At 63.9% G+C, this 20,066-nt stretch carries 13 protein-coding genes; 4 read left to right on the forward strand and 9 right to left on the reverse strand.

The features are described 5' to 3' along the window. The first annotated feature begins 29 nt into the window (after positions 1-29). The 3 genes from mscK (at position 30) to trxC (ending at position 5,399) form a co-directional block, all read left to right on the forward strand. The gene (gene mscK, locus ACY8GK_RS14330; protein WP_196175712.1) at positions 30-3,347 is read left to right on the forward strand and encodes a mechanosensitive channel MscK; all 3,318 of its coding nucleotides are present in this window, start codon (positions 30-32) and stop codon (positions 3,345-3,347) included. A 94-nt stretch (positions 3,348-3,441) separates the two neighbouring features. Beyond that, the gene (gene selO / locus ACY8GK_RS14335; protein WP_462401490.1) at positions 3,442-4,902 is read left to right on the forward strand and encodes a protein adenylyltransferase SelO; all 1,461 of its coding nucleotides are present in this window, start codon (positions 3,442-3,444) and stop codon (positions 4,900-4,902) included. Positions 4,903-4,964: 62 nt separating this feature from the next. Continuing rightward, entirely contained in the window at positions 4,965-5,399 is a 435-nt protein-coding gene (trxC, locus tag ACY8GK_RS14340) for a thioredoxin TrxC (protein WP_196175708.1), read from the forward strand. 95 nt (positions 5,400-5,494) lie between these two features. On the opposite strand, the gene ACY8GK_RS14345 is transcribed toward trxC, so the two are convergent. Continuing rightward, positions 5,495-6,268: a ParA family protein gene (locus tag ACY8GK_RS14345; protein ID WP_196175706.1), complete on the reverse strand. Its 774-nt coding sequence runs from the start codon at positions 6,266-6,268 to the stop codon at positions 5,495-5,497. A gap of 85 nt (positions 6,269-6,353) precedes the next feature. Then, entirely contained in the window at positions 6,354-7,250 is an 897-nt protein-coding gene (locus ACY8GK_RS14350) for a LysR family transcriptional regulator (RefSeq protein ID WP_196175704.1), read from the reverse strand. A gap of 121 nt (positions 7,251-7,371) precedes the next feature. Here ACY8GK_RS14350 and ACY8GK_RS14355 point away from each other — a divergent pair, with 121 nt between their 5' ends. Next, on the forward strand, positions 7,372-8,625 hold the full coding sequence (locus ACY8GK_RS14355) for an MFS transporter (protein WP_462401491.1): 1,254 nt from the start codon (positions 7,372-7,374) through the stop codon (positions 8,623-8,625). Between the two features lie 51 nt (positions 8,626-8,676). On the opposite strand, the gene ACY8GK_RS14360 is transcribed toward ACY8GK_RS14355, so the two are convergent. From ACY8GK_RS14360 to aroK, 7 genes are all read right to left on the reverse strand, one after another. Beyond that, positions 8,677-9,024: a YgiW/YdeI family stress tolerance OB fold protein gene (locus tag ACY8GK_RS14360; protein WP_196175700.1), complete on the reverse strand. Its 348-nt coding sequence runs from the start codon at positions 9,022-9,024 to the stop codon at positions 8,677-8,679. A 111-nt stretch (positions 9,025-9,135) separates the two neighbouring features. Then, positions 9,136-10,200 carry a uroporphyrinogen decarboxylase gene (gene hemE, locus ACY8GK_RS14365; protein WP_196175698.1) on the reverse strand — a complete coding sequence of 355 codons (1,065 nt, stop codon included), beginning with the start codon at positions 10,198-10,200 and terminating at the stop codon, positions 9,136-9,138. Positions 10,201-10,380: 180 nt separating this feature from the next. Beyond that, positions 10,381-11,799: an FAD-dependent oxidoreductase gene (locus ACY8GK_RS14370; RefSeq protein WP_196175696.1), complete on the reverse strand. Its 1,419-nt coding sequence runs from the start codon at positions 11,797-11,799 to the stop codon at positions 10,381-10,383. A 118-nt stretch (positions 11,800-11,917) separates the two neighbouring features. Further along, on the reverse strand, positions 11,918-16,363 hold the full coding sequence (gene gltB, locus ACY8GK_RS14375) for a glutamate synthase large subunit (RefSeq protein ID WP_196175694.1): 4,446 nt from the start codon (positions 16,361-16,363) through the stop codon (positions 11,918-11,920). 368 nt (positions 16,364-16,731) lie between these two features. Further along, positions 16,732-18,339 (reverse strand): AAA family ATPase, encoded by a 1,608-nt coding sequence (locus ACY8GK_RS14380; RefSeq protein ID WP_462401492.1) that lies wholly within the window; start codon positions 18,337-18,339, stop codon positions 16,732-16,734. 15 nt (positions 18,340-18,354) lie between these two features. Continuing rightward, on the reverse strand, positions 18,355-19,452 hold the full coding sequence (gene aroB, locus ACY8GK_RS14385; RefSeq protein WP_196175690.1) for a 3-dehydroquinate synthase: 1,098 nt from the start codon (positions 19,450-19,452) through the stop codon (positions 18,355-18,357). Between the two features lie 95 nt (positions 19,453-19,547). Beyond that, a complete protein-coding gene (gene aroK, locus ACY8GK_RS14390) occupies positions 19,548-20,066 on the reverse strand; it encodes a shikimate kinase AroK (RefSeq protein ID WP_196175688.1) in 519 nt (172 codons plus the stop codon).

Here is a 20,066-nt window from a genome sequence, read left to right on the forward strand (position 1 = left end):
TTGTCGCCCCGTTTCGCAAGATCCTGACTATGTCCCTGCGCGTGACCCTTCGCGCAGCCCTGCTGGGGCTGTGCCTCTCGCTTTCGTTCGCCAGCCTGGCCGAAGAAGCGCCTACCACCGCCAGCGTCCAGCACAGCCTCGACAAGATCGCCGAGCGCAAGCTGCCTGAGGCCGAGCAGAAGGCGCTGCAACAGGTGCTCGAGCAGACCCTGGCCCTGCTCGCCAGCAAGCAGGACAGCGATGGCAGGCTCGCGGCGCTCAAGCAACAGCTCGCCCAGGCGCCTGCTGAAATTCGCGATAGCCAGCAGGAGCTGGCCAAGCTCCACGCCAGCAAGACGCTGCCGGTCGCGCAGCGCTACGCCAGCTTCAGCGTGCCGCAGCTCGAGCAGATGCTCAGCGAACGCACCGCCCAGCAAGGCGACCTGCAAAGGGCCTTGTCCGAGGCCAACAGCCTGATCATCAACTCGCAGACCCGACCCGAGCGGGCGCAGGCCGAGATCAGCAACAACCAGACACGTATCCAGCAGATCAACAACAGCCTCAAGGCTGGCAAGGACAACGGCAAGACGCTCAATGCCGACCAGCGCAACCAGCTCAACGCCGAGCTGCTTTCGCTCAATGCCCTCATCTTGCTGCGCCGTCAGGAACTGGCTGGCAACAGCCTGCTGCAGGACCTGGGCAACGCTCGCCATGACCTGCTGCTCGAACGGGCAGCGCGCCTGGAGCAGGAGATCCAGGACCTGCAGACGCTGATCAACGAAAAGCGTCTGGAACAGTCTCGGCAGACCGTCACGCAACAGTCGATCGAAGCGCAGAAAGCTGGCGGCAGCGCCCTGCTGGCCAACGAGAGCGCGACCAATCTGAAGCTGTCCGACTACCTGTTCAGGAGTACCGATCGGCTCAACGAGTTGACCCAGCAGAACCTGCAGACCAAACAGCAGCTCGACAGCCTGACCCAGGCCGACCAGGCCCTGGACGAACAGATCAGCGTACTCAAGGGCAGCCTGTTGCTGTCGAAGATCCTCTACAAGCAGAAGCAGGCCCTGCCACACCTCAAGCTCGACCGTGACCTGGCCGACCAGATCGCCGACACTCGCCTGTATCAATTCGAGGTCAACCAGCAACGCGAGCAGATGAGCACGCCGGGCAGCCATGTCGATCGCCTGCTGGCCAACCAGCCCCAGGAAGAAGCCACGCCGCAGTTGCGCAAGGCCTTGCTGGAACTGGCGATCACGCGCAGCGACCTGCTCGAGCGCCTCAACCGCGAACTCAGTGCGCTGCTCAACGAGTCGATCACGTTGCAGTTGAACCAGAAGCAGCTGCTGGCCATGGCCCAGAACCTGCGCACCACCCTCGACGAACAGATGTTCTGGATCCCCAGCAACAAGCCGCTCGACTGGGAGTGGCTGCGCCTGGTGCCACAACGGCTGGTCGAGCAGGTCGCCAGCCTGCCTTGGGGTTCGGGCGTCAAGGAGCTGGGTGACGGGCTGGCCCAGAGGCCTTTGCTGTTCCTCCCCCTGCTGCTGCTGATCGGCGCCTTGCTGTGGCGCCGGACCTACCTTTACCAGCGTCTGAGCAAGGTCCACCAGGATATCGGCCATTTCAAGCGCGACAGCCAGTGGCACACCCCCCAGGCGATCCTGATCAATGTCCTGCTGGCGCTGCCAGTGGCCCTGGCCCTGGCGCTGTGTGGCTACGCCCTGCAGATCGATGCGCGTGGGCAGAACGCCAACCTTGGCGCCGCGCTGTGGCAACTGGCACAGGCCTGGCTGGTGTTCTACACCGCCTATCGGATACTCGCCCCAGGTGGCGTGGCCGAGGTGCATTTCCGCTGGTACAAGCCGCAGGTCGAGTTTCTTCGCGGCTGGGTGCGGCGGCTGGGCATCGTGGTGCTGGCCCTGGTTGGCGTGGTCGCGGTCGCCGAACACCAGCCTTCGGCCCTGGCCGACGATGTCCTGGGGATAGGCGTGGTGCTGACCTGCTACGCATCGATGGCCTGGCTGCTCAGTCGCCTGCTGCTCAGCAGCCCGGCCCACCGCAGCACCTCGCTGTTCCGCAAGGCGGTGGGCGTGGCCTTCACCGCCTTGCCCATCGCGCTGTTCGTCGCTGTCTGCTTCGGCTACTACTACACGGCGCTCAAGCTCACCGACCGATTGATCTATACCCTCTACCTGCTGCTCTTCTGGCTGGTGATCGAGGCGGCTTTCGTGCGCGGGCTGAGCGTGGCTGCCCGGCGCCTGGCCTACCAGCGAGCCCTGAGCAAGCGCCAGGCAGCCAAGGACAACCAGGACGGCGAGCTGATCAGCGAGGAGCCGACACTGGATATCGAGCAGGTCAACCAGCAGTCCTTGCGGCTGATCCGCCTGGCCCTGCTCGGTGGCTTCATCGGTGGCCTGTACTGGGTCTGGTCGGATCTGATCACGGTCTTTTCCTACCTGAACAATGTCACCCTGTACGAATACACCAGCGGCACCGGAGCGGCCGCCAGCATGGTACCGATCAGCCTCGGCGACCTGCTCGGCGCGCTGGTGATCGTCGGCATCACCTTCGCCCTGGCCGGCAACCTGCCGGGCCTGCTCGAAGTGCTGGTGCTGTCGCGCCTGAACCTGGCCCAGGGCAGCGCCTACGCCACCACCACCCTGTTGTCCTACGCGATCGCCGGCATCGGCTTCGTCAGCACGCTCTCGACCCTTGGGGTCAGCTGGGACAAGCTGCAATGGCTGGTGGCAGCGCTTTCGGTGGGGTTGGGCTTCGGCATGCAAGAGATCTTCGCCAACTTCATCTCGGGCATCATGATCCTGTTCGAACGCCCGGTGCGCATCGGCGACACCATCACCATCGGCAACCTCTCCGGCACCGTCAGTAAGATCCGCATCCGTGCCACCACCATCACCGACTTCGACCGCAAGGACATCATCGTCCCGAACAAGACCTTCATCACCGGGCAGCTGATCAACTGGTCGCTGACCGATACGGTGACCCGGGTCACCTTGAAGCTGGGCATCGACTACGGCTCGGACCTGGATCTGGTGCGCGAACTGCTGCTCAAGGGCGCCCATGAGAACCCGCGCGTGCTCAAGGATCCGGAACCGTTGGTCTATTTCCTGAACTTCGGCGAGAACGCGCTGGAGCATGAACTGCGCATGCATGTACGCGACCTGGGCGACCGCAACCCCACCCTCGACGAGATCAACCGCTACATCGACCGGGAATTCAGGGCCCACGACATCAAGATATCGGTACGTCAGGTCGAGGTGTTCCTGATGGAGCCGAACGGCAGCCGGCAGAAACGCATCGCTACCCAAGGCGACGGCGTCGACAAACCCGATGGCACTCGACCGGCCTGAGCGGACTCCATAGCACATGAGCGCCCGGATACGGGCGCACCCCCTTCGTATCGCGCCGTCCCGACGTGCGATCGGATTCGATAGGAGCAGGCCCTTGAAAACCCTCGATCAACTGACCTTCGACAATCGCTTCGCCCGACTGGGCGATGCCTTTTCCACTCAAGTGCTCCCCGAACCGATCGCCGAGCCGCGCCTGGTGGTGGCCAGTGAAGCAGCCATGGCCCTGCTCGACCTCGACCCTCGGCAGGCCGAAACGCCGCTGTTCGCCGAAATCTTCAGCGGGCACCAGCTATGGGAAGCAGCCGACCCGCGGGCGATGGTCTATTCGGGCCACCAGTTCGGCGGTTATACGCCACGCCTGGGCGATGGCCGCGGCCTGCTGCTCGGCGAAGTGCTGAACGATGCAGGCGAGCATTGGGATCTGCACCTCAAGGGCGCCGGGCCGACACCCTACTCGCGCATGGGTGACGGCCGTGCCGTGCTGCGCTCGTCGATCCGCGAGTTTCTCGCTTCCGAGGCCCTGCATGCGTTGGGCATCCCGAGCAGCCGCGCCCTCTGCGTGATCGGCTCCAGCACGCCGGTATGGCGCGAAACCCGCGAAAGCGCCGCGATGGTCCTGCGCATGGCCGAAAGCCATGTACGCTTCGGCCACTTCGAATATTTCTACTACACGCGTCAACCGGAACAGCAACGCGTGTTGCTCGACCATGTGCTCGAGGCCCACTATCCCGAATGTCGCCAGGCCGAGCAGCCCTACCTGGCCATGTTCCGCAGCATCGTCGAATGCAACGCCGAGCTGATTGCCCGCTGGCAGGCATATGGGTTCTGCCACGGCGTGATGAATACCGACAACATGTCGATCCTGGGCATCACCTTCGACTTCGGCCCTTATGCCTTCCTCGACGACTTCGACGCCAACTTCATCTGCAACCATTCCGACGATCGCGGCCGCTACAGCTACAGCAATCAGGTGCCGATCGCCCGCTGGAACCTCAGCGCGCTGGCCCAGGCGCTGACGCCTTTCATCGAGGTAGAGCCCCTCAAGCAGGCGCTGGACATGTTCCTGCCGCTGTACCAGGCCCATTACCTGGACCTGATGCGCCGCCGCCTGGGCTTCACCGTCGCCGAAGACGACGACATGGAGCTGGTCGAGCGCCTGCTGCAACTGATGCACAAAGGCGCGGTCGACTACACCCTGTTCTTCCGCAAGCTCGGTGACCAGCCGGTAGCCCAGGCCCTGCGAGTCGTGCGTGACGACTTCGTCGACCTGGCAGGCTTCGATGAATGGGGCAAGGCGTACCTGGCGCGTTGCGAGCGCGAGCCGGACAATGCCGCCGGCCGGCGGGAGCGCATGCATGCAGTCAACCCGCTGTATGTTCTGCGCAACTACCTGGCCCAGAAGGCCATCGAGGCCGCCCAGGCAGGCGACTACAACGAGGTGAGGCGCCTGCACCAGGTACTGACCAGGCCTTTCGAGGAGCAACCGGGGATGCAAGCGTACGCCGAGCGTCCACCGGAGTGGGGCAAGCACCTGGAGATCAGCTGTTCTTCGTGATCGCGCCCGCAAGGTACACTGGCCATGTCCATGCACTGCCAACGACTTCGACGGAGCCCTCCATGATGTCCTCGTTACTGGTCCCCTGTCCCTACTGCAACGGCCTGAACCGGCTGCCGACCGAACGCCTTGGCGATGCGCCCAGGTGCGGGCGTTGCAAGCAGCCCGTCCTGCCTGGCAAGCCATTCGATCTGGCCGAGGGTGACTATGCCAGCCAGATCAAGGGCGACCTGCCCTTGCTGCTGGACGTCTGGGCCGACTGGTGCGGCCCGTGCAAAGCCTTCGCCCCGGTGTTCGAGCAGGCTGCCCGGCAACTGCTCGGTCGCTGCCGTCTGGCCAAGCTCGACAGCGAGGCCAACCGGCAACTGGCCGGGCAGCTCGGCATACGCTCGATTCCCAGCCTGATTTTGTTCAGCAATGGCAGTGAGGTGGCGCGCCAGGCCGGAGCCCTGCCGCTGCCAGGCCTGCTGCAATGGCTGGGCAGCCAGGGCGTTTGAGGCCAGCGTTTCGCCTGTGCGGTGCGCAAGGCTGCCACAAGCGGACCAGGCCAGCCCCGGCAAGCTTTGCAGCCGCCGGAACGGCCCTGATCCGACTAGCTGTCGGCTTCGAGCAGCGCATGCAGCTCGACGAATTGCCGGGTCAGCTTGTGCCTGGCATCGAGGTGAATCAGTGGCAGGCTGGCGTGGTGAGATTCGCGCATCTTCACCGAACTGCCCAGATACACCGGCAACACGGGCAAACCTTCGGCGAGCAGTTCGTCGAGCATCTGCTGGGGTAGCGTGGTGCGGGGCTGGAACTGGTTCACCACGATGCCCTCCACTTTCAGATCCTCGTTGTGATCCTCCTTCAACTCGTCGATCTCGGCGAGCAGGCCGTACAGGGCATTGCGCGAGAAGCTGTCGCAATCGAAAGGAATGAGCACGCGGTCGGCAGCGATCAGGGCGGAAACTGCATAGAAATTCAAGGCAGGCGGCGTATCGATGTAGATACGCTCATAGTCTTCGTCCAGCGAGTCGAGCAGTTTGCGCAGCTTGTTGATCTTGTGCTTGGCCTCGAGCTTGGGTTGCAAGTCGGCGAGCTCGGCGTTCGCGGTGACCAGGTGCAGGTTCTCGAAGGGGGTTTCGTGGACCTCGACCTTGTTCTTCTTGGCCTGTGGGCCACCGGCCAAGGTCTGCTTGAAGAAGTCGGCGATGCCAGTGGGGATGTCATCGCCGGCAAGGCCCGTCAGGTACTGGGTCGAGTTGGCCTGGCTATCCAGGTCGACCAGCAAGGTACGGTAGCCGTCGCTGGCGCTGACCGCCGCCAGGTTGCAGGCGATGCTGGACTTGCCCACGCCACCTTTCTGGTTGAACACCACACGTCGCATGACTGGCCTCCATGTCTCGGGAATGCCCGAGTATGTGTCGCCTGGAACTGATTGGCCAGCGTGTTTGCGATCGACTGGGCCGGCATCAGGCCATGATCACCTCGCTGGTCAGCAGCTCGACGAATGCCTTGGCCATGGCTGAACTGGGGCCCTGGCGCTGGACCAGCCAGACCGCGCTGACTGCCTCTTCATCGGTCAAGGTGCGGTAGACCACGCCTTCGATTCGCATGCGCTGGTAGGAGGCTGGCAATACCGAGACCCCAAGCCCGGCGGCGACCAGCCCGATGATGGTCATTACCTCTCCGGCCTCCTGGGCAAAATAGGGATTGAAGCCTGCCTGGCGCGCCAGGCTGAGCAGTTGCGCGTACAGCCCACTGCCATAGCTGCGTGGGAAGAAGACGAAGGGCTCATGGGCCAGAGCCTGCATGGACAACCCGGCTTCGCTGCCCTCGGCCAGCGGGTGGGCCGCGTTGAGCACCGCCACCAGCGGCTCGCGAAACAGTTCGGTCATCCTCAGCCCCTCGGGCAGCGGCATCGGTCGCATGATGCCGACTTCGATCGACTCATCGAACACCGCATCGGCCACCTCCCGGCTGCTCATTTCCTTGAGATCCAGGTGCACCGCCGGATAACGCTGGCGAAACGTGCGCAGTGCCTTGGGAATTCTCGAGGTGAACGGAGCGGAAGAGGTGAATCCGATCTTCATGTCCCCCAACTCGCCCAATTGTGCCCGGCGTGCCACGTCGGCGGCTTTCTCGACCTGAGCCAGCACCAGGCGGGCCTCGTCCAGGAACAGCCGACCCGCCTCGCTGAGTTCGACCCGGCGGTTGGTACGCTCGAACAGCCGGGCCCCCAGTTCCTGCTCCAGTGCCTGGATCTGCTGGCTCAACGGCGGCTGGGAGATACCCAGCTGCTGCGCGGCGCGTCCGAAATGAAGCTCTTCGGCCACGGCAACGAAATAGCGCAAGTGACGCAATTCCATGACACCCCCAATGATTCGCAAGACCTATCAAATAGGTCGAACAATATATTGGATCTAATCATTAGCCAGCTATATGATTTTCCACATAGCGTTGCTCATCGACTCCAGAGGTCACCTGTTCGTGAAAACCGCCCTAGCCTCGTCTTCCCTTCAAGCCAAGCCGGCGACCGCTGGGGTGGCCGGCGATGCCTGGATCGAGAAAGGCACCCCGGCCTTCATGAAGACCGTTCTGGCCCTGTTCAGCGGTGGCTTCGCCACGTTCGCACTGCTCTATTGTGTACAGCCGATGATGCCCCTGCTGTCACGGGAGTTTTCCATCAACGCCGCACAAAGCAGCCTGGTGCTGTCGGTCTCGACCGCCATGCTCGCCATTGGCCTGCTGGTTACCGGCCCGCTCTCCGACCGCATCGGGCGCAAGCCCGTGATGGTCTTTGCCCTGGTCTGCGCAGCGCTGGCGACCCTGGCCAGTGCCATCATGCCGACCTGGGAAAGCGTGCTGGCCACCCGTGCGCTGGTCGGCCTGTCGCTCAGCGGCCTGGCGGCCGTGGCCATGACCTATCTGAGCGAGGAAATCCATCCACGGCACATTGGCCTGGCGATGGGCCTGTACATCGGCGGCAACGCGATCGGTGGCATGAGTGGCCGGCTGATCGCTGGGGTACTGATCGATTTCGTCAGCTGGCATACGGCAATGCTGTGCATCGGTGGCCTGGCCTTGGTGGCGGCATTGGTGTTCTGGAAGGTACTGCCCGAATCGCGCAACTTTCGCAGCCAACCGCTTCGCCCACGCACTTTGCTCGACGGCTTCGTGATGCACTTCAGAGACGCCGGCCTGCCTTGGCTGTTCCTCGAAGCCTTCCTGTTGATGGGCGCCTTCGTCACGCTCTTCAACTACATCGGCTACCGGCTGCTCGCCGAGCCCTACCACATGAATCAGACCTTGGTCGGCCTGCTCTCGGTAGTCTATCTCTCGGGGATCTACAGTTCCGCCCAGATCGGCGCGCTGGCCGACCGGCTCGGACGCCGCAAGGTGTTCTGGGCCAGCATCGTGGTGATGGCGAGCGGCATGACGATGACGCTGGCCACACCTCTGCCATTGGTGATCTTCGGCATGCTGGTGTTCACCTTCGGTTTCTTCGGCGCCCATTCGGTAGCCAGCAGCTGGATCGGCCGGCGAGCATTGCAGGCCAAGGGACAAGCTTCGTCACTGTACCTGTTCAGCTACTACGCAGGTTCGAGCGTTGCCGGGACGGCAGGCGGGGTGTTCTGGCACCTGGGTGGCTGGAACGGCATCGGACTGTTCATCGGCGGCCTGCTGGGCGTCGCCCTGTTCATCGCCTGGCACCTGAGCCGCCTGCCGCCAAAGACCGCCTGAGCCCGACGGATCGACCCGGCGACGATGGCCTGCTGTCGCCGGTTTCGAGGATCAGTTGACGATTTCGACCCTGTCCACGTCCACCTCACGATTCATCAGGTGCTTTTCCACCTCGCCGGTCAGCTTGACCTTGGTCTTGTCGTCGAACGGCGTCGGCGGCAGGTCCTCGTCATCGATTTCGATGGTGATGGTGCCGGTGTTGTCCCTGAATTCGTACTTGTCGTCATTGTCGATCTTCCTGGTCACGAAGCCTTGCAGCACGATGGGCGTGTCGTCGGCGGCTTCCTTGGCGGCGGCGACGGTCGTCACGGGCTGCGCGCCAGGGCCGGTATAGCCGGCAGCGAGGGCGGCAGTGCTGAACAGCGGGGCGAGCAGCAAGGCAAGATGACGAGTCTTCATGGTTCTGGTCCTGTGCGGGTTGGGATGGGACCAGATTAGCGGCGGGGGCTGAATTCAAGCTTAATGGCACAAGGCCGCGAGCTGGGAGCCCCCCGCGGCCGCTTCGGTGCGTTACCGGTGATACTGCGCCGAGTACTCATGTACGGCCTCGATGAAGGCACCAGCGTGCTCGGGATCGACCTCGGGCGTGATGCCATGGCCGAGGTTGAACACATGTCCGCTTCCGTGACCATAGCTAGCCAGGATCCGGGCCACCTCCTTGCGGATTGCCTCGGGCTTGGCATAGAGCACGGTCGGGTCCATGTTGCCCTGCAGCGCGACCTTGTCGCCGACCCGGCGGCGGGCATCGCCGATATCGCAGGTCCAGTCCAGGCCCAGGGCATCGGCTCCGGCCTCGGCGATGCTTTCCAGCCACAGGCCGCCATTCTTGGTGAACAGGATCACCGGAACCTTGCGTCCATCGTGCTCGCGGATCAGGCCAGCGACGATCTTGCGCATGTAGGCCAGGGAGAACTCCTGGTAGGCCGCGGCCGAAAGATTGCCGCCCCAGGTATCGAAGATCTGCACGGCCTGGGCGCCCGCCTGGATCTGCCCGTTGAGGTAGCTGGTAACCGACTGCGCCAGCTTGTCCAGCAGCAGGTGCATGGCCTGTGGCTGGTCGTAGAGCATCGCCTTGGTCTTGCGAAAGTCCTTGGACGACCCGCCTTCGACCATATAGGTGGCCAAGGTCCAGGGACTGCCGGAGAAACCGATCAGTGGAACACGGCCATCAAGCTCGCGGCGAATGGTGCCGACCGCATCCATGACATAGCCCAGGTCCTGGTGTGGATCCGGAATCGGCAGCGCCTCGATGTCGGCCATGCTGCCGATCACCTTCCTGAAACGAGGCCCTTCGCCGGTCTCGAAATACAATCCCTGGCCCATGGCATCGGGAATGGTGAGGATGTCGGAAAAGAGAATCGCCGCATCCAGGGCATAGCGGTCCAGTGGCTGGAGGGTGACCTCGCAAGCGAACTGCGGATTCTTGCACAGGCTCATGAAGTCCCCCGCCTTGGCACGGCTGGCCCGGTACTCCGGCAGGTAGCGCCCGGCCTGGCGCATCATCCAGACAGGCGTCACGTCCACGGGTTGCTTGAGCAGTGCGCGCAGGAAACGGTCGTTCTTCAAGGCAGTCATGTCGGCATCCGGGAGAAAAGTGAGGGCATTTTCTCAGACGCACGGTAAAAAGGCACGGCTGTTCTGTAGCCGCCGCCGGGGTGGCGCGGTGAACACCCACCCATGACGCCGCGCAGGAGCGGCCGCCGCTCGGCAGATACCTACCAATGGCGGCGCAGCCCACGCGCCGGCAGCGCTCGATCAGACTTCCAGGTAGTCCAGGATTCCCTCGGCCGCGGTACGGCCTTCGAAGATCGCCGTGACCACCAGGTCCGAGCCGCGGACCATGTCGCCCCCGGCGAACACCTTGGGATTGCTGGTCTGGTGCTTGAACCGGCCTTTCTCCGGGGCGACGACGCGGCCCTGGCTGTCGGTCTGGATGTCGAACTGCTCGAACCAAGCTGCCGGGCTGGGACGGAAGCCGAAAGCGATCACCACGGCATCGGCCGGGAGGATTTCCTCGGAGCCTGGAATCGGCTCGGGGCTGCGCCGCCCGCGTGCGTCCGGCTCGCCGAGACGGGTCTCGACCACCTTGACGCCTTCGACCTTGTCCTCGCCGACGATGGCGATAGGCTGGCGATTGTAGAGGAACTTTACCCCTTCTTCCTTGGCGTTCTTCACTTCCCTGCGCGAACCTGGCATGTTCGCCTCGTCACGCCGGTAGGCGCAAGTCACCGACTTGGCGCCTTGGCGGATCGAGGTGCGGTTGCAGTCCATCGCGGTATCGCCCCCGCCGAGCACTACCACCGTCTTGCCTTGCATGTCGATGAAATCCGCCGGCGATTTCTCGAAGCCCAGGTTGCGGTTGACGTTGGCGATCAGGAAGTCCAGCGCATCATGCACGCCCGGCAGGTCTTCGCCGGGGAAGCCACCTTTCATGTAGGTATAGGTGCCCATCCCCATGAATACCGCGTCGTATTCGGCGAGCAGTTGCTCCAGGGTGACATCCTTGCCCACCTCGGTATTGAGGCGGAACTCGATGCCCATGCCGGAGAACACCTCGCGGCGATTGCTCAATACGGTCTTCTCCAGCTTGAACTCCGGAATGCCGAAGGTCAGCAGGCCACCGATTTCCGGATTGCGGTCGAACACCACCGGCGTCACCCCAGCGCGTACCAGCACGTCGGCGCAGCCCAGGCCCGCCGGGCCCGCACCGATGATGGCGACACGCTTGCCGGTCGGCTTGACCTTGGACATGTCCGGACGCCAGCCCATGGCGAAGGCAGTGTCGGTGATGTATTTCTCCACCGAGCCGATGGTCACGGCACCGAAGCCATCGTTGAGGGTACAGGCACCCTCGCACAGACGGTCCTGCGGGCAGACGCGACCGCAGACCTCGGGCAAGGTGTTGGTCTGGTGCGACAGCTCCGCCGCGGCCAGGATGTTGCCTTCCGACACCAGCTTCAGCCAGTTGGGGATGAAGTTGTGTACCGGACACTTCCATTCGCAATATGGGTTGCCGCAGCCCAGGCAGCGATGTGCCTGCTCGCTGGACTGCTGCGGCTTGAAAGGTTCGTAGATTTCCACGAACTCCTTCTTGCGCTGGCGCAGCAGCTTCTTCTTGGGATCCTTGCGCCCTACTTCGATGAACTGGAAGTCGTTGCTCAGACGTTCAGCCATTTTTCAAAACCTCTTTACAGCAGCCGCGAGCCTCAAGCTCCAAGCCGCAAGTCGATCACGTAAGCCGGGGAGCCCGAGCGGCTGCCTGCAGCTCGAAGCTCACCCCGTGCAGCTGCCTTTACTGCGGGTTGGCGCGGGTGCTGGAGAGCAGGTGCTTGAGGTTGGCCGCCTTGGGCTTGACCAGCCAGAAGCGCCGCACGTAGTCATCCAGATTTTCCGAGAGCTCGCGGCCCCACTCGCTGCCCGTCTCTTCCACGTATTCGGCCAGGACCCGCGCCAGATGGCTGCGATAGGCCTCCATCGCCTCGCCACTGATGCGCTGGATCTCCACCAGCTCGTGGTTGAGCTTGTCGACGAAGGTGTTGTCCTGGTCGAGCACGTAGGCGAAGCCGCCAGTCATGCCAGAACCGAAGTTGTAACCGGTCTTGCCAAGGACGCAGACAAAGCCACCGGTCATGTATTCGCAGCAGTGATCGCCGGTGCCTTCCACGACGGCATGGGCGCCGGAATTGCGCACCGCGAAGCGTTCCCCGGCAGTGCCGGCGGCGAACAGCTTGCCGCCCGTGGCGCCGTACAGGCAGGTGTTGCCGACGATGGCGCTGTGCTGGGTCTGGAACGGGCTGCCGGCTGGCGGGACGATGGTCAGCTTGCCGCCGGTCATGCCCTTGCCGACATAGTCGTTGGCATCGCCTTCCAGGTGCAGGTGCAGGCCACCGGCGTTCCACACGCCGAAGCTCTGCCCCGCGGTGCCCTTGAAGCGGAAGGTGATCGGCGCGCCGGCCATGCCCTGGTTGCCGTGCAGCCGGGCGATCTCGCCAGACACCCGGGCACCGATGGAGCGATCGCAGTTGCAGATGTCGAGGCTGAACTGGCCACCTGCCAGGTCGCGGATCGACGGCATGGCCATCTGTACCATCTTCTCGGCCAGCTCACCCTGGTCGAACGGCGGGTTCTTCTCGACCTGGCAGAATTGCGGCTTGTCCGCCGGGACATGACTGCTGCCCAGCAATGGGCTGAGGTCCAGGTGATGCTGACGCTCGGTGTCGCCTGGCAGCACCTCGAGCAGCTCGGTGCGGCCTATCAGCTCGCCGAGGCTGCGAACGCCAAGCCTGGCCAGCCACTCGCGGGTCTCCTCGGCAACGAAGGTGAAGAAGTTCACCACCATGTCGACGGTCCCGATGTAGTGGTCCTTGCGCAGCTTGTCGTTCTGGGTCGCCACGCCGGTGGCGCAGTTGTTCAGGTGGCAGATGCGCAGGTACTTGCAGCCCAGGGCGATCATCGGCGCGGTGCCGAAGCCGAAGCTCTCGGCACCGAGGATGGCCGCCTTGATCACGTCCAGGCCAGTCTTCAGGCCGCCGTCGGTCTGTACCCGCACCTTGCCGCGCAGGTCGTTGCCGCGCAGGGTCTGGTGGGTCTCGGCCAGGCCCAGCTCCCATGGCGCGCCGGCATACTTGATCGAGGTCAGCGGCGAAGCGCCGGTGCCACCGTCGTAGCCGGAAATGGTGATCAGGTCGGCATAGGCCTTGGCCACACCGGCGGCGATGGTGCCAACGCCGGCCTCGGCCACCAGCTTGACCGAGACCAGCGCCTGCGGATTGACCTGCTTGAGGTCGAAGATCAGCTGGGCCAGGTCCTCGATGGAATAGATATCGTGGTGCGGCGGTGGCGAAATCAGCGTCACTCCAGGCACCGCGTAGCGCAGCCGCGCGATCAGGCCATTGACCTTGCCGCCTGGCAGCTGGCCACCTTCGCCGGGCTTGGCGCCCTGGGCCACCTTGATCTGCAACACTTGCGCATTGACCAGGTACTCGGGCGTGACCCCGAAGCGGCCGGTGGCCACCTGCTTGATCTTGGAACTGCGCAGGGTGCCGTAGCGCGCCGGGTCCTCGCCGCCCTCGCCGGAGTTGGAGCGCGCGCCCAGGCGGTTCATGGCTTCGGCCAGGGCCTCGTGGGCTTCCGGCGACAGTGCGCCGAGGGAGATGCCGGCCGAGTCGAAGCGCTTGAGGATCGCGTCCAGTGGCTCGACCTGCTCCAGCGGGATCGGCTGCTCGGCTTCCTTGACCTTGAGCAGGTCGCGGATCATGGAGACCGGGCGCTTGTCGACCAGCGCGGTGTATTCCTTGAACCGGGCATAGTCGCCCTGCTGTACCGCGGCCTGCAGGGTGTTGACCACGTCAGGGTTGTAGGCATGGTACTCGCCGCCATGGACGAACTTCAGCAGGCCACCTTGCTGGATCGGCTTGCGCGCGCTCCAGGCTTCGGCCGCCAGCAGCTTCTGGTCACCTTCCAGGTCGACGAAACGCGCGCCCTTGATGCGGCTGGGCACGCCCTTGAAGCTCAGCCCGACCACTTCGTCCGACAGACCGACAGCCTCGAACAGCTGGGCGCCGCGGTAGGAAGCGATGGTCGAGATGCCCATCTTCGAGAGAATCTTCAACAGGCCCTTGGAAATGCCCTTGCGGTAGTACTTGAAGACTTCGTCCAGGTCGCCCAGCACTTCGCCGGTGCGGATCAGGTCGGCCAGTACCTCATAGGCCAGGTAAGGGTAGACGGCCGAGGCGCCGAAGCCGATCAGCACGGCGAAGTGATGCGGGTCACGCGCGGTCGCGGTCTCGACCAGGATATTGCTGTCGCAGCGCAGGCCCTGCTCGGTCAGGCGGTGGTGGACCGCCCCGACGGCCAGGGATGCATGCACCGGAAGCTTGCCCGGAGCGATGAAGCGATCGCTGAGCACCAGCTGGGTCTTGCCACCGCGCACGGCCTCCTCGGCCTGGTCGGCGATGTTGCGGATGGCCGCTTCCAGCCCGATGCCCTGCTCGTAGTTGAGGTCGATCAGCTGGCGCTCGAAACCTTCGCGCTCCAGCGCCATCAACGAACGCCACTTGGCCGGGGAAATCACCGGCGAGCTGAGGATCACCCGCGAGGCATGCTCGGGAGACTCCTGGAAGATGTTGCGCTCGGCGCCCAGGCAGATTTCCAGAGACATCACGATCGCTTCGCGCAGCGGGTCGATCGGCGGATTGGTCACCTGCGCGAACTGCTGGCGGAAGTAGTCGAACGGCGAACGCACCCGCTGGGACAGGATCGCCATGGGCGTATCGTCGCCCATGGAGCCGACCGCTTCCTGGCCTTGCTCGCCGAGCGGACGCAGAACCTGGTCGCGCTCCTCGAAAGTGACCTGGAACATCTTCATGTACTGCTTGAGCTGGTCGGCATCGTAGCTGGCGACGCCCGGATCGTCGCTCAGGCTGGCCTGGATACGCAGCGCATGCTGACGCAGCCAGCGCTTGTAGGGATGGCGCGACTTGAGGCGATTGTCGATCGCGTCGGTATCGAGGATCTGCCCGGTCTCGGTATCCACGGCGAAAATCTGGCCTGGCCCCACGCGGCCCTTGGCCACCACTTCCTCAGGCTTGTAGTCCCAGACGCCGATTTCCGAGGCGAGGGTGATGTAGCCATTGGTCGTGGTCACCCAGCGCGCCGGACGCAGCCCGTTGCGGTCGAGCAGGCAGACGGCATGCCGGCCTTCGGTCATCACCACGCCGGCCGGACCGTCCCAGGGCTCCATGTGCATGGAGTTGTACTCGTAGAACGCGCGCAGGTCGGCGTCCATGGTCTCGACGTTCTGCCAGGCCGGCGGAATGATCATGCGCACGCCGCGGAACAGGTCGATGCCGCCGGTGACCATCAGCTCGAGCATGTTGTCCATGCTCGAGGAATCCGAGCCGACACGGTTGACCAGCGGGCCAAGCTCTTCCAGGTCGGGGATCAGATCGTTGGCGAACTTGGTACGACGCGCCATCGCCCAGTTGCGGTTGCCAGTGATGGTGTTGATTTCGCCGTTGTGCGCGAGGAAGCGGAATGGTTGGGCCAGTGGCCACTTCGGCAGGGTATTGGTGGAGAAACGCTGGTGGAATACGCAGATCGCGGTCTTCAGGCGTTCGTCGCCCAGGTCGGGATAGAAGGCGGACAGGTCCGCCGGCATCATCAGGCCTTTGTAGATGATGGTCTTGTGCGAAAAGCTGCAAATGTAGTGATCGGCATCCTCGGCGTTGGCCACCGAGGAACGACGACGGGCACTGAACAGCTTGATGGCGAACGCCTGGTCGCTCAGCCCTTCGCCTCCGATGAACACCTGCTCGATCTGCGGCAGGCGCTCGAGCGCCAGGCGGCCGAGCACGCTGGTATCGATCGGCACCTTGCGCCAGCCGACCAGCTGCAGGCCGGCGGCAAGGATCTCGCGATTCATGTTGGCGCGAGCGGCCTCGGCCTTCGCCGGATCCTGATTGAAGAAGACCATGCCGACGGCGTACTGCCTCGGCAGCTCGATGGCGAAATGCTCGCTAGCGACGGCGCGCAGGAAGGCATCTGGCTTCTGCATGAGCAGACCGCAACCGTCGCCGGTCTTGCCGTCCGCGTTGATGCCACCGCGGTGGGTCATGCAGGTCAACGCCTGCATCGCGGTTTGCAGAAGATGATGGCTCGGCTCGCCCGTCATGTGGGCGATCAGGCCGAAGCCACAGTTGTCCTTGAATTCTTCGGGATGGTACAGACCTGTTTTCATAGACACTTCTCACCAGGTTTGCCTCTCAACCAAGGCAAATCTCTTTTTTTAACAAACACTTACCATCCGCGCCGATCAATCGCCAGCTTTTTGCAGGGGGTAATGGATGACCATTGTTGCACAGCGACAATCAGACCCACAAATTTTCATGACGAATCATCGAAAACTTGTGTCGCCATTTTGAATTTTTCTTGTCAGTTTCCGTGATAACGGATCGACTTGAGTCTGAAGCGTTTCAGCCTGGACTGCAAGAGAGGCTCGTGGCCGGCAGCCTGGGACAGGCAAGCCTGCCGCACGACGCGCAGCAGGCCTGGAAAGTTCGGAATCGCTCAGCTACAGGGCAGCGGGGTGATGCTGCCCGGAAGGTATCAGCGGGCGGTCGCCAGCTCTTGTTGGACGCTGGCCACCGTACGAGGCCAAGGTTTACCAGCCTGGACCTTGGCTGGCAAGGCTTTGATTGCGGCAACGGCGGCATCACGGCTGGCGAAGCTGCCATAAGTGACCACGTACAGTGGCTTGCCTTGCAGGGTTTTCTTGAAATAGCGGTAGTCACCACCTTGGGATTTGACGAACGCCCGGGCCGACGCTTCGGAACTGGTGCCGAGGATCTGCACCACGTAATTGCCAGGCTTCTGCGCTGCATACCAGCCGCCCCCGGCATTACCGCCAGCGGGCTTTTCAGCAGGCTTGGCGGCAGCCACCGGATTGGCCGGCGCGGAGGGCTTGGCGGCCGGTGCGACAGGCTTGGCAGGCGCAGCAGCCACCGGCTTCTGTACCGGAGCGGTCGCCGGCGCGGATGGGGCACTGCTGCCAGGCTGCACCGGCGTTGGCGCGGGGCCTGCGGCCATGCCTTGCGGTGGAGCGGTGGTGGTCACGGTCGGCGGGTTGGACGGCTGCAAGGCGGTAGTGCCAGCGGGACCGCCTTCGTCGCCCTCGCCCATGCCGGCCGCTTCGGCCAGTGGCTCGCGCATGATTGGCTGCGATTGCCCGCCCAGCGGCAGTGGCTGCGATGAACCGGAGAACTCGATGGCCGGATTGCCGCCGGAAGAGCGGCCATCGGCAGGCTGGCCCTGCCCCAGTGGAAGCTGCGCTTGCTGGGCCGGCGCCTCGACCGGCTTGTCGCTCTTCTTGGGCATGAGCACGGCGGCGGCCACGGCGACCACGACGACAGCTGACAGTGCCAGGACATGTTTCTTAGGCATATTGAACCCCATGGATGGTCGCTTGGCCGAGCTGCGGCTGGCGATCATGGCTTCGATCAAGGTCTCCCTGGCGACCTGGTTGATATTGCCAGGCCAGCCATCGGAATTCTCATGGATATCGGCGATCTGCTCACGGGTGAACACCTCGATGCCTCGACCGGCGCCCTCCAGGCGCTGCTCCAGGTATTCGCGGGTTTCGTCTTCGCTGTAGGGCGCAAGCTCGATGACGTGGAAACGCTCCTGGTCTTCATTGAGCTCCTCCAGCCCAGCGATCAGTGACGGCTCGCCGAACAGGAACACATGCGGACGCCCCTCGGGGACGCCAGCGGTCAGTTCCAGCAACGCTTGGAGTGCCGACTCGTCAAGTTGTTCCGCATCGTCCACCAGCAAATAGACTTCCTGTCCGGTCAGGGCCAGTTGCACGACCTGGGCGAGGATATCCGGCACCTCTGGCCGAGCCACACCCAGCGTCTGGGCTACCTGGCCGAGGACGCTGGCGGCGTCACCGGCCGCGCGAGCCGACACCACGACGCTCTGCACGGCCTGCTTGTTGGTACTGGCGACCAGTGCTTGGCGCAGCAGGGTCTTGCCACTGCCGACCGGCCCGGTCACCACCAGCATCAGCTGGCTATAGCGCGCCAGGTGGTGCAGTTGCCCCAGCACCGGCTTGCGCTGCGCCGGGAAGAACTTGAAGCCTGGTACACGCGCGGCGAACGGGTCATGGCTCAGTTGGTAGTGCTCGAGAAACGCCTCATCGGCATGCAAACTAGTCATTGCGCTGTCACAACCTCAAAGCTGGGCCACGATCGCGCGATAATCCGCCGCGAGCGTTGCCTGAAGGATCTCTTTCGGATAATCGTCGGTCACCACGGCCTGACCCATCTGCCGTAGCAGCACCAGGCGCAGGCGGCCGTCGAGCACCTTCTTGTCGACCGCCATGTGCTCCATGAAATGGGCCGGGGTCATTTGCGTGGGCGGCACGACCGGCAGGCCTGCCTCGACCAACAGGCGAATGCCGCGATCACGCGCTGCCCGCTCGATCCAGCCCAGCCGCATGGACATCTCCAGAGCCATCGCGGTGCCAGCGGCGACCGCCTCGCCATGCAGCCAGACGCCATAGCCCATGTGGGTCTCGATGGCATGGCCGAAGGTGTGGCCCAGGTTCAGGGTAGCCCGCACACCGGACTCGCGCTCGTCGGCACCGACCACGGCGGCCTTCGCCGCGCAGGAGCGACGAATCGCCTCGGTGAGTGCCTGCGGCTCGAGCCGGCGCAGTGCGGCCATGTGTTCTTCCAGCCAGCCGAGAAAGGGCTCGTCACAGATCAGGCCGTACTTGATCACCTCGGCCAGCCCGGCCGACAGCTCCCGATCGGGCAAGGTGGACAGGCTGGTGGTATCGATCAGCACCGCGTTGGGCTGGTAGAAGGCCCCGACCATGTTCTTGCCCAAGGGGTGGTTGATGCCGGTCTTGCCGCCCACCGACGAGTCCACCTGGGAAAGCAGGGTGGTCGGCACCTGGATGAAATCCACGCCACGCTGGTAGCAGGCGGCGGCGAAGCCCGCCATGTCGCCGATGACGCCGCCGCCCAGGGCGACGATGGTGGTACGGCGATCGTGCCGGGCCCCCAGCAGGGCGTCGAAAATCAGCTGCAGGGTTTCCCAGTTCTTGAAGGCTTCGCCATCGGGCAGCACGATCGGCAGAACCGACCAGGCGCCCAGGGTTCGGCTCAGGCGCTCGAGATACAGAGGAGCGACGGTCTCGTTGGAGACGATGGCAACCTGCTTGCCGGCAATGTGCGGCCTGAGCAGATCCGCCTGGCCCAGCAGGCCTTCGCCAATGTAGATCGGGTAGCTACGGTCACCCAAGTCGACCTTTAGTGTCTGCATGTATCCCCACAATGAACTTGGGCGCGGCATCGACGTGCGACCCGCGCTGAGTTTTAACCCTGCCTTCGGCACCGGTCGCCGAGCATAGTGCCGGCTTATCGGGGCGGCAACTTCTCCAGGCGCTCGAGGATGTCGAGCACGACCATGCGTGGCGGCCGTTCGTCGGTTTCCACGATCAGGTCGGCAATTTCCCGATAGAGCGGATCGCGCACGGCCAGCAGCTCGCGCAAGGTCTGCTCCGGGTTGGCGGTACGCAGCAAGGGGCGGTTGCGATCACGCGCGGTTCGCCCGACCTGCTGCTCCACCGAGGCATGCAGGTAGATCACCCTGCCCCCCTGGTGCAGGGCCGCGCGGTTGGCTGGGCGCATCACCACGCCGCCGCCGGTGGCCAGTACCACGCCATCAAGCGCGCAGAGCTCGGCGATCATCGCCTGCTCACGGTCGCGAAAGCCCGGCTCGCCTTCCTTGTCGAAGATCCACGGGATATTCGCTCCGGTACGCTGCTCGATCTCCTTGTCGGAGTCCCGGAACGGCAGGCGCAGTTCTTTGGCCAACAGCCGCCCGATGGTGCTCTTTCCGGCCCCCATCGGTCCCACTAGTATCAAATTTCGCAC

The organism is Pseudomonas sp. Marseille-QA0332, from assembly GCF_054950175.1.

Bases quoted from the DNA above. Each gene is read 5' to 3' on its own strand.
- ACY8GK_RS14350 (WP_196175704.1), bottom strand. From the start codon at position 7,250: ATGGAATTGCGTCACTTGCGCTATTTCGTTGCCGTGGCCGAAGAGCTT.
- trxC (WP_196175708.1), top strand. From the start codon at position 4,965: ATGATGTCCTCGTTACTGGTCCCCTGTCCCTACTGCAACGGCCTGAAC.
- gltB (WP_196175694.1), bottom strand. From the start codon at position 16,363: ATGAAAACAGGTCTGTACCATCCCGAAGAATTCAAGGACAACTGTGGC.
- ACY8GK_RS14380 (WP_462401492.1), bottom strand. From the start codon at position 18,339: ATGACTAGTTTGCATGCCGATGAGGCGTTTCTCGAGCACTACCAACTG.
- ACY8GK_RS14345 (WP_196175706.1), bottom strand. From the start codon at position 6,268: ATGCGACGTGTGGTGTTCAACCAGAAAGGTGGCGTGGGCAAGTCCAGC.
- mscK (WP_196175712.1), top strand. From the start codon at position 30: ATGTCCCTGCGCGTGACCCTTCGCGCAGCCCTGCTGGGGCTGTGCCTC.
- ACY8GK_RS14370 (WP_196175696.1), bottom strand. From the start codon at position 11,799: ATGGCTGAACGTCTGAGCAACGACTTCCAGTTCATCGAAGTAGGGCGC.
- hemE (WP_196175698.1), bottom strand. From the start codon at position 10,200: ATGACTGCCTTGAAGAACGACCGTTTCCTGCGCGCACTGCTCAAGCAA.
- ACY8GK_RS14360 (WP_196175700.1), bottom strand. From the start codon at position 9,024: ATGAAGACTCGTCATCTTGCCTTGCTGCTCGCCCCGCTGTTCAGCACT.
- aroB (WP_196175690.1), bottom strand. From the start codon at position 19,452: ATGCAGACACTAAAGGTCGACTTGGGTGACCGTAGCTACCCGATCTAC.